Origin of the sequence: Lactococcus sp. dk101 (assembly GCF_009601055.1) — a bacterium.
Classification (GTDB): domain Bacteria; phylum Bacillota; class Bacilli; order Lactobacillales; family Streptococcaceae; genus Lactococcus.
Genome location: NZ_WITI01000001.1, coordinates 232,759 through 249,672, shown reverse-complemented (window position 1 = coordinate 249,672; position 16,914 = coordinate 232,759). Strand labels below are relative to the sequence as shown.

The following is a 16,914-nucleotide window of genomic DNA, read 5'->3' as shown; positions in this document are numbered from 1 at the left end:
GTTGATGATACAGACTTTTTAATAATTATTTATATACTCGATAAATGCGATCAGACAGCAAACAGAGGACTTCATAGTTAATGGTATGTCGCCATTCTGCGATTTCTTGTGCCGTAATTTCATGGGCACCATCTTTACCAATGAGCGTTACTGGCGTTCCAATTTTATAATGTTTTTCACATTTAATACACATTTGATCCATTGAAACTCGACCAATGATTTCACAAAATTGACCATCTACAAGCACGTGGAAGCCTTGCATATCCCGTGTCCAACCGTCCGCATAGCCAATCGAAACCGTCCCAACAATCGTATCTTCTGTCGCTGTAAAGGTTGCGCCATAGCCAACAGTATCACCAGCATGAATGGTTTTAACGTGTGTCAGCTCTGACTTCAACTCAAAAGCTGGTTCTAAGTCAAAAGGCAAACCAAGGGCACGTCCGCTTGGATTGAGACCATACATGGCTACGCCTAAACGTTCAATATCTTGAACTTGATCCGCATGCCACAAACCAGCAGCCGAATTAGTCGAATGCACGTATTTGGGGCGACGTGAAAGTTGATTGACAAGCGCTGCAAATTTAGCCTTTTGTGCTTCATATTTTGTAAGATCTGCTTCGTCAGCAGTGGCAAAATGCGTAAAGACACCGTCAAAGATGATGCCATTTTGATCAGCAAGTTCAATCATGGCGTTGGCTTCGTCAGCATCACGCACACCAATGCGTCCCATTCCAGAATCCACAGCAAGATGAATTTTCAGTCCTTTAATATTTGTTTTCTGGCTGACAATCAGTTCTAGCCATTCCAAACTTGGCGCAGCAAGCGTGATATTAAGACTTCTTGCAATGTCTGCATTATCTGGAACTATGCCTGACAAAACTAAAATTGGTTTTGTAATCAAATGGTTGCGTAGTTCAATCGCTTCATCAAGATTTGAGACACAAAAACCGTCAACTAAATCATGAACACTCTGAGCAACTGGAATTGCGCCATGACCATAAGCATTAGCTTTGACGACAGCAAACAAATCAGCCTTTGAGCCGATGTGCTGACGCATTTTTTTAATATTATTTTGAATTGCTTTTAAATCAATTATCGCTGGGGTGTGACGGTGGGGAGAAGATTTCATTATTTTCCTACTTTCTTCTAATTTCTCTAATCATTTTCTAATACGACAAAGGCGACAGCTTCTAAATTACTGTGCGAAATGCTCAAGTGAGCTTGCCCTTTGTCAAAGGGATGCATGGAGAAAAATGGCTTGCCTAATTCATCATTTTGAACCTCTAAATCATGCATTTTAAGTTGCGAGCCAAAACCTGTCCCGTAAGCTTTTGCAAATGCTTCTTTAGCTGCCCAACGACCAGCCAGATATTCAACTTTTCGTTTTTCTGATTGAAATTTTGAAAATTTAATCAGTTCATTTTCAGTCAGAACCTGTTGAGAAAAACGCTCGGAGCGTTTCATTGCCTCTTGAATTCTTGCTAATTCGACATTATCGACACCATTTCCATAGATCATGGTTACTATTATACTACTTTGGCTCGAAAAAAACTTTAAAACAGACGCCCCTGTCTTCACTTTTTTGTTTCAATTAAAGCTTGTAAAAATCGTGCGCCATTGCAAAAAAGACAAAAAGAAAAACTGCACGGGGCAGTTTCACTTTTCTTATTTTGTCAATTCATAAATGGCTTCTGCATAGATAACAGCTGCTTTGAAGATATTTTCTACAGGTTTCATTTCATTGGCTTGGTGCATTGAATCTGGTTCTCCTTCAAACATGGCACCATAAGCAACACCGCGTTTCAAGAGACGGCCAAATGTTCCACCACCAATAATTGTTTCATATCCGCGAAGTCCTGTATGTTTTTCATAGACATCAATCAGTGTTGAAACGAGTGGATCTTCCATTGGCACATAGTGAGGCGTATGAAGATGTTCTGATAATGTTACATCATCTACACCGTCAATGGCTTTCAAGATTTCTTGCATGCGTTCTGGGCTGTTGCCTTGTGGGAAGCGGAAGTTCAATGCGATTGTACCTTCAGTCGCTTCGTCAAATGACCAAACACCTGCATTCATTGATGTATTGCCCATCAAGTCGTCAACATAATCAGTTCCCAATTTTTTGCCTTCGTGGTCTTCAAGCAAAAGTTCAGCAGCAACTTTGATATAGGCCTGAGCACCTGCAGCAAAATCAAATTGGTTCAAGAACAAGGCAAGGTAAGTTGCTCCGTTAATTCCCATTTCTGGCATGGCACCATGTGCAGCCTTACCGTAAAGCGTAATCGTTGCTTTTCCTGCTTCTTCTGCAAGGTCAAAACGTAAGTTTTTGTCTGCATATTGAGCAACAAATGCTTCCAATTTTTCAGCTAAACCAGTCGCACCTGAAATCACTGCTGTTGCAGATTCTGGAACCATATTTTCAGCCAAACCAGCTTTAAAGCTGTGGAGAACGACAGTGCCTTCGTTTTTACCCGCAAAATGAAGGTATTCTGTAATGTTTCCTTTTTCACCATTAATGATAGGGAATTCTGCGTCTGGAGAAAAGCCAAATTCTGGCATTGGAAGTTCACAATGTTCGAAATAGTAGTCCATATCAGCCCAACCTGTTTCTTCGTTTGTACCAACGATGAAACGGATTTTCTTAGATAATTTTACGTCCAACTCTTTCAAAATTTTGAGGCCATAGTAACAAGCCATTGTTGGGCCTTTATCATCAGAAGCTCCTCTGGCATAAAGATTGCCGTTGCGGATTTCTGGTTCAAATGGATTTGAATCCCAACCAGAACCTGCAGGTACAACATCTAAATGACCAATAATTGCGAGTGTTTCTGCATCATCAGCAGCACCATTTTCGTAAACGAAATGTCCAGCATAGTTATCGTAATTTTTTGTTTGGTAACCGTCGCGTTTTGCAATCGCAAGAAAGGCATCAAGCGCTTGGCGAGGGCCAGGGCCAAATGGATTTTCAGCATCAGCATGAGCTTTATCTTCAGCTGAATTGATGCGCAAAAGCGTAAACAAATCTTCCATCAACGCGTCTTTGCGTTTTTCAACTTCAGCATTAAAATCAATCTTAGTCATTTTATCTCCTTGAAAGTTTATTCACTCTCCATTATATCAAAAAAATGAAACTTTGACATCATCAAAATAACATCTGTAGGAGGGCAAGCGAGATTATTCCAGTCAAAACAATCAGCAGGAGATTTTTCGTCAAGACACTCACGATAAGTGTTGGAACTGAAGCAAAAAAATTGAGCCAATTTACTGAAGGTAAATGCCCTATATTTTGAACAAAAAGGTTGGAAAACCAAAGTGCTGACATGATTACAATGGGAACAAAATCTAAGTATTCTAAAAGTGGCTTTGGTAAGTTAAAGTGTTTGAGCAAGACAAATGGGAGAACTCTTGACAGCCACGTGACGCAGGCACAGCCAGCCACCGTCAGAAAAACAAAACTAAAAGAAGACATGTTTTACCACCATTCCTAAGCCGCAACAGACCAAAGTCACCAAAAGAATTAAGAGATTGGCTGGAATAAAAATAAGGCCCACATAAAATAGAAGGCAAACTAAGCCAATCACTATCAGTTGTAGACTTAATTTCTTAGTGCGGTCATTGATGACTTGCAAGTATAAAAGGCCAATAAACATGGCAATCACCGCAAATTCTAAGCCAAATTGACTGGGATTAGGAATAAAACTTCCTAAAATAGCACCAATCAGAGTCGCAAAAACCCAACTCGCATAAGAAAAAAGATTTACAGCATTAAACCAAGGAAAACTCAAAATTCCGTCGGTATAATTTTGCTTATTCATGCCTAATGCGAAACTTTCATCGGTCAAAAGCGTTCCCAACCAAATGTTCTTCCACATTTTTTCATTTTTAAAATAGCGCGCTGTTGTCATGCTCATCAAAATCATTCGTGAATTGACCAAAAAGACTGCAAGAATAATCGACAAAATCGGACTTTGCACAGCCATTAGCCCTACCATAATGAATTGCGCTGAACCTGCGTAAACCAGACAAGACAAGAGAAAAATAAGCCACAAATTTAGACCGCTTGCGCGTCCAATCATGCCAAAAGCAATTCCGATGCCGAGATAACCAAAAATAGTCGGCAAAGTCTCCCGTAAACCTTGCCGAAATGTTAATTCTTTATTCATAGAATTCCTACTTATTTTGAATTTTAACACTCATTATAACACACGCTCAGGAAATCCTCCACCTCATTGTCAACTATTTTTCCAAGATTTCAAACATTTTTACCTGCGGTCCTGCCAATGGATGCGTCGTAAAGTCTTTCAACCATTGCTTATTTTCATCTGGCGAAGCTTCTGAAATCTCAAATTTGTCCACTGTTTGACATGTAAATAGTGCAATGTTCCATTTTTGGTGAGAAAAAAGATGTCTGTAATTGCTGACAAAATTTATTTTCGAGATTGTTTCTGGCATTTTTGGGCGTTTGCTTAAGCCATTGCTTGCAGCATTTTCAAACTCCGACTTGGTCAGCTCTGACATAGGAAAAAGCCACATGTTGGCTAACAAACCAGTTGCAGGCCGTTTTTCCAGATACCATTCGCCCAAGGTGTTTTGCATGGCAAATGCTGCAAAATATAGTTCTTTTTGTTTGATTTTTTTAGTCTTGACTGGATAATTGAGCCAACTTCCGTCTTGAGAAGAAAGGCAAAAAGAGTGGAGCGGACATTGCTGACAATAAGCCATTTTTGGTGTGCAAATGGTTGAACCAATATCCATCAATGCTTGGTTGAAATCCCCCGGTCTGTCAGTACTGACAAGCGGACTTAGAACACGGTCAAAATCCTTTCTTGCATTGGACTTTGATATATCTGTCTCAAGTTTAAAGAGACGGCTTCCCACGCGCATCAGATTTCCGTCAATGGCTGGTTCTTTCAAGCCAAATGAAATCGAGCCAATGGCTGCTGCTGTATATGGGCCGATACCTTTTAAGGACAAAATTTGGCTCAAATCTGATGGAAATTCTCCTGCAAAATCGGTCATCATCTGATTTGCAGCAATTTTTAAATTTCTTGCCCGTGAATAATAGCCAAGTCCTTCCCACATTTTCAAAAGTTCTGCATCATCTGCAGTGGCCAAACTTTCAATGGTTGGAAATTTTTTCATAAACCGCTCATAGTAGGGAATGACGGTTTCTACCTGCGTTTGTTGCGCCATAATTTCTGAAATCCAAATCTGGTAAGGATTTGTTGTTTGTCGCCAAGGCAGTGGTTTTTTATTTTTATCGTACCATTCGAGTAACTTTTCTTGGAATATTTCACTCTTTATTTCTTCAGTTTTCATTAGCCTTATTATAGCATATCCTCATTTTTAGGTCTTTTATTTTTGTTGGCAAAGAAAAAACAGCCTCTAAACTGTTTTTTCGTCTTGCATTGGCGTCTGGTCTTTCAATGACTCCCATGCTTCATCTGTTTCTTTTGGTTTTGATAATTTTTCTTTGACACGCTTGGCAACATCGTACGGAACACCCACTTCTGCGACTCGTTCAATGCTTGCCTCTTCCATTGCTTTCAAATTTTTAAAGGAACTCAAAAGCCTTTGCTTCCTTTTTGGCCCCAAGCCTTCAATTCCGTCGAGCTTAGAAGAAAATGTATTTTTCCCTCGAACCTGACGATGAAAGGTAATGGCAAAACGGTGCACTTCGTCTTGGATACGTGTTAACAAGAAAAATTCTTGTGACTGTCGTGGGAGATCAACCACAGCCAAAGGGTCACCAAACAAAAGTTCGCTGGTTTGGTGCTTGTCATTTTTTTGCATGCCTGCAACGGGAATAGTCAAGCCCAATTCATGCAAGACTTGCTTGGCAATATTGACCTGACCTGCTCCACCATCCATCGCAATCAAATCGGGCAGAGGTCCATTTTCATGAATAGCACGACTGTAACGCCGCGTCATCACTTCTCGCATGGAAGCATAATCGTCAGCACCCACAACTGTTTTAATCTTGTATTTTCGATAGTCTTTTTTACTTGGCTTACCGTCAATAAAGACCACCATTGCTGAAACCGGAGAAGTTCCCATAATGTTTGAGTTATCGAAACTCTCAATCCGTACCGGTTTTGGAATGCCCAAAATCCGACCTAAATTTTCAACAGCACCAGAACTTCGTTCAATATCACGTTCAGCAACACGGAATTTCAAAATCAGTTGTTCTTGCGCATTTTTCATAGCCATGTTGATTAGTTGCTTTTTTTCTCCACGGCTAGGTTGAATGATTTTCGTCTTATGGGCTGTCTTATTTATTTTTTCAGCGGTCAATTCTTTGTCCAATTTGACAATGGACTGTTCAATATCCTGATCGGGAAATTTAACCATTTTTGGACTAAAAATCTGTTGACGCCATGCCATTTTGCCCTTGCCAGTCCCACGATCAGCCGCAAGTGAGTGTTCTGTCAGCGCTGACAGAGGCGGCTCTGCTACCATTTCAACAACAGCTTGCGCCAATTCGATGTCAATGCCTTGCGGAATAAGGATTTCCTGCGGTAAAAGATGATTGTGGTTTTGGTAAAATTGTCCCAAATAAGTCAAGAAATCTTCTTCAGGATCGTCATATATCGGAAACATATTGACATCGCGTTGAATGACTTTACCTTGTCGAACGAAAAAGACCTGCACGCACATCCAGCCATTTGTCGTATAGTAACCAAAGACATCACGATCTTTCAAATCTTGATTCATGACATGTTGTTTGGTTCTCAGAGTCCCTATCGCATTGATGGTATCACGATATTCAGCTGCCTGTTCAAATTGCATTTTATCTGAAGCTGCCATCATTTTTTCTTGCAATGATTTAATCACTTTTTGATCATTTCCAGTTAAAAATTGACGGACTTCTTCTGTCATGTCCTTATAGACTTGTGGATCAACATGGTTAACAACAGGACATAAACACTGGTGGATATGATAATAAAAGCACACTTTTTTCTCATTTAACCCACATTTTCTAAATGGGAAAATGCGATCCATCAACCGCTTGACTTCATTGGCAGCTTTTACGTCTGGATAAGGGCCAAAGTAAGACGCACCGTCTTTTTTAACCTGTCGAACGACCAGTAAACGTGGATATTTTTCATTCGTAATTTTAATGAAAGGATAATATTTGTCATCCTTTAACATGATATTATATTTGGGTTTGTAGCGCTGAATCAGATTGATTTCGAGCACCAAGGACTCAATATTTGAGCCCACGACAATCCACTCCAAGTCCTCAATTTCACTGACCAAAAGTTCAGTTTTGGTATTGTGAGAACCATGAAAATAAGAACGGACACGATTTTTCAGATTTTTGGCCTTACCAACATAGATTACCGTTCCCTGCTTGTCCTTATGTAAATAACAGCCTGGACTTTCTGGCAACAATTCTAGCTTTGCTTTTATAATTGAATTCATTTTTATTTTTCTCTATTTTTCCAGTTTCACAAAACACCAGAGCATTTTGCGTCTCCTCTATGCCTATTATAGCAAAAAATAAGAGGAATGAGCAGTTGCTTACTCCAATTACTGAGAAAAAAGAAGACAAAAAAAGACATCGAAATGTCTTTTGTTTGTTCATTCAATTTATAAGTCGTTGATGTCGAAATCGTCACCAAGGAAGTCTGCAAGTGAGAATCCTTCTTGAGTTTCTGGCAATTCGTATGAAGGTTTAGCTGCTTTACGTGGAGCGCGTGGTTTGCGGTCACGTTTTTCTCCATCTTCGTTGTTACGACGAGCTGAACGTTCTGGAGCTTCTTCAAGCGCTTTGATAGAAAGGCTGATACGTTGTTCTTCAGGTTTAACATCAAGAACTTTAACGTTAACAACTTGACCTACTTTAAGGACATCTTTTGGATTTTCAACGCGTTCCCAAGAAATTTGTGAAACGTGTACAAGTCCTTCAACGCCTGGGTAAAGTTCAACGAATGCACCGAAGTCAGTCAAACGTTTAACAGTTCCTTCAACAGTTGATCCAGCAGGAGCTTTTTCTTCAACTTCTTCCCAAGGACCTTTTTGAGTCGCTTTAAGAGAAAGTGAGAGACGTCCAGCTTCTTCGTCAAGTTTCAAGATCTTAACTTGGATTTCGTCACCAGGTTTAACAACGTCTGAAGGACGTTTAACACGACCGTGGCTCAATTCAGAAACGTGAACAAGTCCATCGATACCACCAAGGTCAACGAATGCACCAAAGTTAGTAACGCGTGATACTGTACCTTCAACGATGTCGCCTTCTTGAAGTTGAGCAAATGCTTCTTTCTTAGCTTCAAGAGCGTCAGCTTCTACTACAGCACGACGGCTAAGGATGAAGCGGTTTTCTTGAGCGTTAACTTCGATGATTTTAGCTTCGATTTCTTCGCCGACAAATTTCTTAGTGTCTTTAACGAAGTAAGTGTCGATCATTGACGCTGGGATAAATCCACGTACTCCGTTGAAGTCAACTGAAAGTCCACCTTTAACGTCTTTAGTAACTTTAACAGTTACGATTTCGCCTTCTTTGCCTTCAAGTGCAGTCCAAGCTTTACGAGCTTCAAGACGTTTCAATGAGAGAAGATATACGTTAGCACCTTCTGCTTCTTTACCTACGATTTGCTTAATAACAAGCAAGTCAAGGACATCACCTGGTTTAACAAATGTATTGATATCAGCGTCGCGGTCGCTTGTGATTTCACGAAGTGTAAGAACACCCTCTACACCAGTACCAACGATAGCAACTTGTGCTTGACCGTTTTCAATAGAAAGGATTTCACCTTTAACGACGTCGCGTACTTTAACGTCTTCAACGCTGTTTAATAATGTTTCAAATTCGTTCATTTGTAAAAAAAATTCCTCCAACAATTTGGCTGGCACACAGCCATGTAGGTAATTATAACATATTTTATTAGAAAGTAAAAGTCTTTTTTCATTTTTTTTATAATTATTTTTAGAAAGATTATAATTTGCTTAATTTTTCGCACTTTTTTATCACAAATTTAATAATTTTAATCTGATAAATATGTTGTTAATTTTTCTACCAATTCAGCCGATAATGTGGTCTGACCAAGCAAAATGCGAGGCTGTGTCTGGTCTGACGGGTCATATAGACCACTTGTATCTACTTGACCGTCAGGCAGCATAATCGGAATTTTAGCCCCACTGGGATAATAGATAATCGGCGACGCATTTTTATTTTCATATTGCTCCAAATAAATGGCGTCATCAGCATTTTTGCCAGAAAATCGTAAATAATAACGTTTGTCAGCAATCAGCAAACAGTTGTCAGCGATGACAAATTGAAGACCATCTTCCGTTCCGTCTTTGCTTCTCCATCTGCCCGCCAATGCAGAAAAATCACCATTTTGAATTTGCTTGCGCGTGAGCTGGCTGATTTGTTCTGTCGTGTAAAAAGTAACTTGTTGGGGGACAAGCACAACTGGAATACTGTTTCGTTTTGTCCACTGTCCTCTTATAATCAGAAGCAATAAAAGTGTCAATAATAGGCCAACGAACGCTATAAATAAGCGTTTAGGATTGTTTGTTCACATCTTATTTTACCTTGTTTTATGATAAATAAATTATATCAAAATGAGAATTAAATAAGAAAAGAAACGCAAAAAAATAAGCCGAAGCTTATTTTACATTTTCTTATTGATATTGCATGACTTTGCCATCTTTATAGGCAAAATCAATCATTGCGCCTCCAAGACACTCATCTCCATCGTAGAAAACGACAGCTTGTCCAGGTGTAATGGCACGTACAGGTTCATCAAATTCAACTGTCACCTTGTCAGCGTTGACATGAATGGTTACACCTGTGTCAGCTTGACGATAGCGGAATTTCGCCGTACATTTCATGCTGAAACTTTCTGGCATTTCACGAGTAAATGAAACTTGAGAAGCCGTCAGACTTGTCGAATAAAGGTGTTCATGATGGAAACCTTGTCCTACGTAGAGGGTGTTTGTTTCTAAATCTTTTCCGACAACGAACCAAGGCTGTGAGTCATTCTGTCCGTGCTGACCGCCAATGCCGAGACCACCACGTTGACCGATTGTATAATACATCAAACCAGCGTGTGGGCCCATGTCCACGCCATCCAGCGTCATCATTCTTCCAGCTTTAGCAGGCAAATAATTGGTCAAGAATTCTTTAAAATTCTTTTCTCCAATAAAACAAATTCCTGTCGAATCTTTCTTTTTAGCGGTTGCAAGACCAGCACGTTCAGCAATTTGTCGAACCTCTGGTTTTTCAATATTGCCAATCGGGAACATGACTTTTTGAAGTTGTTTTTGTGACAGTTGGCTTAAGAAATAAGTCTGATCTTTGTTAGAGTCATCACCACGAAGCATGTGAACTGTTCCATCTTCATCACGACGGATTTTTGCATAATGTCCTGTTGCAACATAATCTGCACCAAGTTCCATTGCATAATCAAGAAAGGCTTTAAATTTAATTTCCTTATTACACATGACATCTGGATTTGGCGTGCGGCCTGCACGGTATTCCGCTAAGAAATATTCAAAGACCTGATCCCAATATTCTTTCTCAAAATTAACTGAGTAATAAGGAATTCCAATTTGGTCAGCGACTGCTGCTACGTCTTTATAGTCTTCTGTTGCTGTACAGACACCAAATTCGTCTGTATCGTCCCAGTTTTTCATAAAGACACCAATGACATCATAGCCTTGTTCTTTCAGCAAAAGTGCTGTAACTGAGCTATCGACACCACCGGACATTCCAACGACGACACGTGTTTTAGAGTTATCTACCATTTTTTACCATCTCTTTCTATTTTGATTATTACAAAATATCAGTTTGAAGGCTGACTTTTGTTGGTTATTCAGGCAAAGGATTAAAGATATAATAGCTAAAAATCCATTCACCTGTATAATAGGTAACTGAACAATTATAGCAAAAATTCAACAAATATTAAAGCTCCTAAACTGAAAACATGGTATAATGACAACATGATTGAACATACAGCAAATCCTTTGGTTTTCAATGCCAAGATAAATAATACAAAATATGCAAAAGCCACTGAAAATCACGCGCATTGTCCTTTTTGCGAAACAGAAAGCTTAACCAATATCATACGGACGGACGATCACAAGATTTGGCTCAAAAATAAATATTCGACCATCGAAGAAAGCTTGATGACTGTTATTATCGAGTCTGACCAGCATCTTGGCGATGTTTCTATTTATTCACAAGCCGAAAATCGGCAGGTGTTCAAATTTGCCTTTGAATGTTGGGATCAACTGATTGCTTCTGCTGATTATGCTTCTGTTTTAATGTTCAAAAATTTCGGTCCACGCTCAGGCGGTACCCTTCGTCATCCTCACATGCAAATTGTTGGCCTCAAGAATGTGGACGGCTACCAAAACATCTCGCCTGAAAATTTCGAAGGTGTAAAAGTCAAGGAAGGCAGTACTTCTGTTTCCATTTCGACACGCCCAATCATGGGTTTTGTCGAGTTCAATGTGGCTATTTCTGATTTAAAAAATGTAGAAGCCTTGGCTGATGATGTTCAACTGATCACCCAATATTTGCTCAATGACTATCTTGAGGGCAGATGTGATTCTTACAATCTTTTCTTCCATCATTTTGCTGGTCGCTACATTTGCAAAATCGTGCCACGTTTTATCACTTCTCCTTATTTTATTGGATATAAACTTTCTCAGGTCAATCAAGATGAAAAACTCACCGAAATTGCTGAGACTCTTAAAACAAGATTAACTTAAAAAAATAAATAAATATTTCATTAGCAATCATAAAAAGAGTTATATTTTTTGATTCTTTTTTTATTCCCGTCAGAATTTTAGTATAATGAAAGCATGACAAATTTTATCAAGAAAAACAAATGGTTTTTACTGTTGAGTTTTGTAGTGCCATTGCTATTGATGGGCATTATTCTTGCAGCAAATCAAATCTACTGGGGCAGCACACGCTCCATTTTGGCAGGAGATTCTTATCATCAATACGTTGCGCTTCATGCCCTCTATGACAATATTTTACATTCGGCTGGGAAACAAGGCTTCTTTTATACGTTCACGAGTGGACTAGGCATGAATTTATATGCTTTTGCGGCCTACTATATGGGCAGCTTTTTCATGCCGATTACTTTCTTCTTCAATGTTCACAATATGCCAGATGCGCTTTACCTTTTGACTTTATTAAAAGCTGGCTTTATGGGCTTGTCATTTTTTATCAGTTTTAAAAACATGTATAAAAAATTGCCCAATCTCATTCTATTGGCTTTCGCATGCGCTTATTCACTGATGTCATTTATCACCAGTCAAGTCGAAATTGTCATGTGGCTAGACATTTTCATCTTGCTTCCATTGATTATTTGGGGGCTTCATCGCTTGCAAGATGATGGAAAACGCATGCTATATTTTGTCAGCTTGACCATTTTATTTATTCAAAATTACTATTTTGGATTCATGGTAGCCCTGTTTCTTGTCCTTTATTTCTTGGCTCGTGCGACAAGAAATAAATGGTCTTTCAAAACAGTACTTGATTTCCTTGTCAGCTCAGGATGTGCAGGAATTGCCAGTTTAATCATGTTGCTCCCCATGTATTTGGATTTGAAAGCCAACAACACGGGGGCCTTTTCAGAAATTACACAGCTTTTTACAGAAAATTCAAAGCCCTTTGATTTATTTGCTAAAAATTTCGTAGGTGCCTATGACACGACCCAATATAATGCCGTCCCTATGATTTACGTTGGTCTGTTTCCGTTCCTTCTTGCAGTCTTGTTTTTCTTTTTAAAATCCATCTCTTGGAAAACAAAAATGGCGTATTTCGGTGTCTTAGCTGTCCTAATCGCATCCTTTTATTTTCAGATTTTGGACTTGTTTTGGCAAGGCATGCACTCACCAAATATGTTTTTACACCGTTATGCCTTCTTGTTTAGCCTCTTCATTTTGATTTTAGCTTGCGAAACCTTTGTTCGATTAAAGGAAATCAAAATCCGCTCGATTTTAATTGCTGTAGGCTTCTTAGTTTTAGGTTTTGCGGCTGCCTATTTCTATCAGACTTATGCTTATTTAGCACTCGAAAACCTCCTATTGACCGCTTTATTCTTGTTGGCATACTTAATTTTGCTGATTAGTCGGACTAAAAAATGGATTTCTATCAAACTTTTCCTTCCAATCTTGGCGCTGTTCATGGTGGCTGAAGCCGGTATCAATGGTTATTTCCAAATTGAGGGCTTGCAAAAAGAATGGAATTTTGCCAGTCGAACTTATTACAATCAACAAACCGATACGATTGATCCCCTTGTCGAAAAAGCCAACCAAATCCGCGGCACCCAACTTTCTCGTATGGACAACACGACACCCGACACGGCAAATGACGGCATGAAGTTTGGCTACAATAGTATTTCTCAATTTTCATCTGTCAGAAACAGTAATTCAAGCAGTGTGATGAGAGAACTAGGTTTCCATACCGACGACACTTACCTGAACCTGCGTTATCCTTTAAATACTATTTTAATGGACTCTATCTTTGCCGTTCGCTTTAATATCAGTCAAAGTCAACCTAGTAAGTACGACTTCAATCCTGTCAGTGCTAACGGAAACTTGTCTGCATTGACAGAAAACGCCAATGCTCTATCAACCGGTATTTTCGTTCCAGGTGGCTATCAAGATGCGACCTTGATTGATGACCAGACCAGTGCTATCAAAAATCAAACGGCCTTCGTCAATGCCTTGACCAAGAGCAACCAAAAATATTTCAACCAGATTTACACGACAAGTGAAAAAACAGATAACAAAATCACAGGAACAGGTGATAGCATTACTTTGACGAAAAAGCCTGTCCAAGCTAAAGAGGATTTGTCTGTCACTTACGGCTTAACTGTTCCTGCTCATACGCAGCTTTATCTGTCCATTCCAAATCTGACTTACCTTGATACCAGCGCAAATACAACCGTTATTACCGTCAGCCAAATTACAGCGGAAGGCCATCTCCAACCTGGTGCTGGCTACACCGTTGGAACAAATGATACGGGCTATCTTTTCAATCTTGGCGATTATGACAAAGAAACACAAATCAAAGTCACTGTAAGTTTTCCTGGAAATTCCCAAGTTTCTTTTGATACAACTTCATTTTGGGCACTCAATACGTCCACATATCAAAAGACCATTGACCAACTTAAAAGTAATCACGTTGATGCAACGGAACTCAAAAATGGAGCCTCCTTTGAAGTGAACGCTAAAACTTCTGGTGATTTATTTATGACCCTTCCTTACGACAAGGGCTGGTCTGCCACAGTTGATGGAAAAGCAGTCACAATTGAACGGGCGCAAGACGGCTTTATGAAAGTTGCTGTTCCTAAAGGAAAACACACCATCAAAATGACTTTTGTCCCTCAAGGCTTTAAAACTGGCCTCGTAGCTTTTGTTCTTGGCTGTCTCTTGTTTGTGACTTATGACTATTTAAGACGTAAAAAAGAGTGATAAAATAAAAAAGCATGCTGTCAGCGCTGACAGCATGCTTTTTTTAAATTTTTAATGTCAACATAAGCAAGTAAAAAGAAATCAATGCCTGATTGATTTCTTTTATACTTATTGGTTTAGATCAAAAACAGTCTTTAAACAGAAACTTCTTCAACTTCCGTTTCATGCACACACGTGCAAGATTCCGCATCTTGTAAGCAAGTGCAAGCGACCTTACCTGTCTTAATTTTTGATTGCAACAAATCAATCAACTGTGTGGCATCTTGGTTTGTCAGCTCTGACAAATCAATCATTCCGGCAATCAATTGACTCTGCTTAGTGGCACACACTTTTGAAAGTAATGATTTACCTAATAATCCAACTGCAGTGCATTCTTGCATGACTGGACGATAAATAAATTTTCGCCCTTCTTTTTCTGTGGATAACATTCCCTTTTTAACCAAACGTCCCAATAAGGTTTTAACCGTTGCAAGAGACCAGTCCAAATCCTCAGGAATTTGGCAGCTAATCTCATCAACGCGCGCTTCGCCAAGCGACCAAATGACTCGCATTACGATCATCTCAGCGTTGGAGATATTACATTCTTCTTCCATGACCTCACCTCCTTCAAATGAAAAATTTACATCTAATTATAGTTTACATTTGTAAACTAAAAATGTCAAGTAAAAGCATTAGAAAAGAAAAAACTCAGCCATTTTAACTGAGTTTCTAAGTCTTATTAGACATTTATGCAATCTAAATAGCATTACTATCTTCTTCTGCAGTTCGTATTCTGACGACCCGCTCGACAGGAGAGACAAAGATTTTACCGTCCCCGATTTCTCCTGTTCTGACCGCCCCAATGATAATCTCAATCAAGGCATCAACATCCCAATCTAAACAAACAATTTCGATTTTAATTTTTGCAAGCAGGGCAATTTCAACTTTTTGTCCGCGCACGTATTCTGTAAATCCTTTTTGTTTGCCGTATCCTAAGACTTGCGAGACCGTCATGCCATTTGTAAAGTCATGTTTTGTCAGTGCTTCCTTCAAATCTTCTAGTTTGTCAGTTCTGATAATTGCTTCAATTTTTTTCATTTTTAATCCTCATCAAGCATCCAAACCTAAGAAAGTAGGATATGCTGTTTCTTCATGTTCACTATCATCAAGTCCAATCGCTTCTTCGCGTTTGCTCACACGTAAAGGCATGAATAAAGCAATCACTTTGATGATGATAAAACTCAAGACCACCGTGAAAACTAAAGTAAAGACAATGGCAAACAGATTGGCAAAGAATAATTTACTTGAGCCATAAATCAGACCTGAGTAACCTTTTTCAAGTGCAAGAGCTGGCGTTGTGAAAATTCCTGTCATAATTCCACCAAAAATCCCGCCAATCCCGTGACAGCCAAACGCATCTAAAGCATCGTCATAACCAAATTTCTTTTTAACAACAGACATCATGAAGTAGCTGACTGGACTCACCAAAAAGCCAATCAGCATGGCACTCCACAAGGAAACAAAGCCAGCTCCTGGAGTAATTGCAACCAAACCAACGACCGCCCCCGAACATGCACCAACGATTGAAGGCTTGCCAATCAAAATCTTTTCAATCAAGACCCATGATAACATGGCCGCTGCTGCTGCGGTGTTGGTTGTCAAGAAGGCATTGATGGCAACACCATTCGCAGCAAGTGCTGAGCCTGCATTGAAACCAAACCAGCCGAACCACAACAAACCTGTTCCTAAAACCACAAATGGAATATTATGTGGGCGGTACTCCAAACGTTGATACCCACTTCGTTTCCCAACCACAAGTGCTAAAACCAAACCGGTTACTCCGCTTGAAATATGGACAACATCTCCACCTGCAAAATCTATGGCATGCATTTTGGCAAGGAAGCCACCTCCCCAAACCATGTGTGCTAAGGGATAATAAACTAAAATTAGCCAACAGACCATAAAAATCACGAGAGGCGTAAATCTCATTCTCCCCGCAACTGATCCCGTAATCAAAGCAACGGTAATGATTGAAAACATCATTTGAAATGCACTAAATAGTCCGTCAGGGATTTGATTGGCTGGGAAAAGTATATTTTTACCCATGTCCACCCCATTCATGAAGAAATGGTTGAAATTCCCAATCCAATCTCCACTTCCTGAAAATGAAAGGCTAAAGCCAAACATAATCCATAACAATGACGCTAAAGCCATTGGAATGAGCGACATCATCATTGTATTTAAGACATTTTTTCGGCGTTCTAACCCTCCGTAAAAAAAAGCAAGTGCTGGCGTCATCAATAAAACGAGCGCCGCACAGATAAGAATAAAAGCGATTGATCCTGTATTCATAAGTCCTCCTTAGTCATGTTAGCTATTTTAACACTAAAGAAAACAAATTGTACTGTTTTGTGTAATATTTTCTGACATTGAAATGTAAATAATCAGAAAATGTAAACTAAAAGAAATAAAAACTGATTTAACATC

General features: G+C 39.3%; 15 protein-coding genes. 2 read left to right on the top strand and 13 right to left on the bottom strand.

Annotation, left to right across the window (positions count from 1 at the left end):
* Window positions 1–25: 25 nt before the first annotated feature.
* The 10 genes from alr to mnmA form a co-directional block, all read right to left on the bottom strand.
* Complete coding sequence (alr, locus tag GHI45_RS01255; protein ID WP_147779340.1) at window positions 26–1,129, bottom strand: alanine racemase; 1,104 nt, start codon at window positions 1,127–1,129, stop codon at window positions 26–28.
* 26 nt (window positions 1,130–1,155) lie between these two features.
* Window positions 1,156–1,518 carry a holo-ACP synthase gene (gene acpS / locus GHI45_RS01250; RefSeq protein ID WP_147779339.1) on the bottom strand — a complete coding sequence of 121 codons (363 nt, stop codon included), beginning with the start codon at window positions 1,516–1,518 and terminating at the stop codon, window positions 1,156–1,158.
* 147 nt (window positions 1,519–1,665) lie between these two features.
* The gene (pepV, locus tag GHI45_RS01245) at window positions 1,666–3,084 is read right to left on the bottom strand and encodes a dipeptidase PepV (protein WP_147779338.1); all 1,419 of its coding nucleotides are present in this window, start codon (window positions 3,082–3,084) and stop codon (window positions 1,666–1,668) included.
* A 61-nt stretch (window positions 3,085–3,145) separates the two neighbouring features.
* Window positions 3,146–3,472: an AzlD domain-containing protein gene (locus GHI45_RS01240; protein ID WP_147779337.1), complete on the bottom strand. Its 327-nt coding sequence runs from the start codon at window positions 3,470–3,472 to the stop codon at window positions 3,146–3,148.
* Window positions 3,459–4,166: an AzlC family ABC transporter permease gene (locus tag GHI45_RS01235; protein WP_147779336.1), complete on the bottom strand. Its 708-nt coding sequence runs from the start codon at window positions 4,164–4,166 to the stop codon at window positions 3,459–3,461. The genes GHI45_RS01240 and GHI45_RS01235 overlap by 14 nt, the downstream gene beginning before the upstream one ends.
* A 73-nt stretch (window positions 4,167–4,239) precedes the next feature.
* Window positions 4,240–5,322: an A/G-specific adenine glycosylase gene (gene mutY / locus GHI45_RS01230; RefSeq protein WP_147779335.1), complete on the bottom strand. Its 1,083-nt coding sequence runs from the start codon at window positions 5,320–5,322 to the stop codon at window positions 4,240–4,242.
* 66 nt (window positions 5,323–5,388) lie between these two features.
* The gene (gene uvrC, locus GHI45_RS01225) at window positions 5,389–7,428 is read right to left on the bottom strand and encodes an excinuclease ABC subunit UvrC (RefSeq protein WP_147779334.1); all 2,040 of its coding nucleotides are present in this window, start codon (window positions 7,426–7,428) and stop codon (window positions 5,389–5,391) included.
* Window positions 7,429–7,596: 168 nt separating this feature from the next.
* Entirely contained in the window at window positions 7,597–8,823 is a 1,227-nt protein-coding gene (rpsA, locus tag GHI45_RS01220; RefSeq protein WP_147779333.1) for a 30S ribosomal protein S1, read from the bottom strand.
* A 167-nt stretch (window positions 8,824–8,990) separates the two neighbouring features.
* Window positions 8,991–9,419 (bottom strand): hypothetical protein, encoded by a 429-nt coding sequence (locus tag GHI45_RS01215; protein WP_147806223.1) that lies wholly within the window; start codon window positions 9,417–9,419, stop codon window positions 8,991–8,993.
* A gap of 214 nt (window positions 9,420–9,633) precedes the next feature.
* On the bottom strand, window positions 9,634–10,758 hold the full coding sequence (gene mnmA, locus GHI45_RS01210) for a tRNA 2-thiouridine(34) synthase MnmA (RefSeq protein ID WP_147779331.1): 1,125 nt from the start codon (window positions 10,756–10,758) through the stop codon (window positions 9,634–9,636).
* 195 nt (window positions 10,759–10,953) lie between these two features.
* Here mnmA and GHI45_RS01205 point away from each other — a divergent pair, with 195 nt between their 5' ends.
* Together GHI45_RS01205 and GHI45_RS01200 are read left to right on the top strand one after the other, a co-directional pair.
* A complete protein-coding gene (locus tag GHI45_RS01205; RefSeq protein ID WP_147779330.1) occupies window positions 10,954–11,727 on the top strand; it encodes a DUF4931 domain-containing protein in 774 nt (257 codons plus the stop codon).
* Between the two features lie 93 nt (window positions 11,728–11,820).
* The gene (locus tag GHI45_RS01200; protein ID WP_147779329.1) at window positions 11,821–14,448 is read left to right on the top strand and encodes a YfhO family protein; all 2,628 of its coding nucleotides are present in this window, start codon (window positions 11,821–11,823) and stop codon (window positions 14,446–14,448) included.
* 134 nt (window positions 14,449–14,582) lie between these two features.
* On the opposite strand, the gene GHI45_RS01195 is transcribed toward GHI45_RS01200, so the two are convergent.
* The 3 genes from GHI45_RS01195 to GHI45_RS01185 all read right to left on the bottom strand — a co-directional run bounded on the left by GHI45_RS01195 (window position 14,583) and on the right by GHI45_RS01185 (window position 16,779).
* Complete coding sequence (locus GHI45_RS01195) at window positions 14,583–15,041, bottom strand: BlaI/MecI/CopY family transcriptional regulator (protein ID WP_147779328.1); 459 nt, start codon at window positions 15,039–15,041, stop codon at window positions 14,583–14,585.
* Between the two features lie 142 nt (window positions 15,042–15,183).
* Window positions 15,184–15,525 (bottom strand): P-II family nitrogen regulator, encoded by a 342-nt coding sequence (locus GHI45_RS01190; protein ID WP_147779327.1) that lies wholly within the window; start codon window positions 15,523–15,525, stop codon window positions 15,184–15,186.
* Window positions 15,526–15,537: 12 nt separating this feature from the next.
* Window positions 15,538–16,779, bottom strand: coding sequence for an ammonium transporter (locus GHI45_RS01185; protein ID WP_147779326.1), 1,242 nt, complete (start codon window positions 16,777–16,779; stop codon window positions 15,538–15,540).
* Window positions 16,780–16,914: the final 135 nt, after the last annotated feature.

Coding starts and splice junctions, on each gene's coding strand:
- alr (WP_147779340.1), bottom strand. CDS start 1,129: ATGAAATCTTCTCCCCACCGTCACACCCCAGCGATAATTGATTTAAAA.
- acpS (WP_147779339.1), bottom strand. CDS start 1,518: ATGATCTATGGAAATGGTGTCGATAATGTCGAATTAGCAAGAATTCAA.
- pepV (WP_147779338.1), bottom strand. CDS start 3,084: ATGACTAAGATTGATTTTAATGCTGAAGTTGAAAAACGCAAAGACGCG.
- GHI45_RS01240 (WP_147779337.1), bottom strand. CDS start 3,472: ATGTCTTCTTTTAGTTTTGTTTTTCTGACGGTGGCTGGCTGTGCCTGC.
- GHI45_RS01235 (WP_147779336.1), bottom strand. CDS start 4,166: ATGAATAAAGAATTAACATTTCGGCAAGGTTTACGGGAGACTTTGCCG.
- mutY (WP_147779335.1), bottom strand. CDS start 5,322: ATGAAAACTGAAGAAATAAAGAGTGAAATATTCCAAGAAAAGTTACTC.
- uvrC (WP_147779334.1), bottom strand. CDS start 7,428: ATGAATTCAATTATAAAAGCAAAGCTAGAATTGTTGCCAGAAAGTCCA.
- rpsA (WP_147779333.1), bottom strand. CDS start 8,823: ATGAACGAATTTGAAACATTATTAAACAGCGTTGAAGACGTTAAAGTA.
- mnmA (WP_147779331.1), bottom strand. CDS start 10,758: ATGGTAGATAACTCTAAAACACGTGTCGTCGTTGGAATGTCCGGTGGT.
- GHI45_RS01205 (WP_147779330.1), top strand. CDS start 10,954: ATGATTGAACATACAGCAAATCCTTTGGTTTTCAATGCCAAGATAAAT.
- GHI45_RS01200 (WP_147779329.1), top strand. CDS start 11,821: ATGACAAATTTTATCAAGAAAAACAAATGGTTTTTACTGTTGAGTTTT.
- GHI45_RS01195 (WP_147779328.1), bottom strand. CDS start 15,041: ATGGAAGAAGAATGTAATATCTCCAACGCTGAGATGATCGTAATGCGA.
- GHI45_RS01190 (WP_147779327.1), bottom strand. CDS start 15,525: ATGAAAAAAATTGAAGCAATTATCAGAACTGACAAACTAGAAGATTTG.
- GHI45_RS01185 (WP_147779326.1), bottom strand. CDS start 16,779: ATGAATACAGGATCAATCGCTTTTATTCTTATCTGTGCGGCGCTCGTT.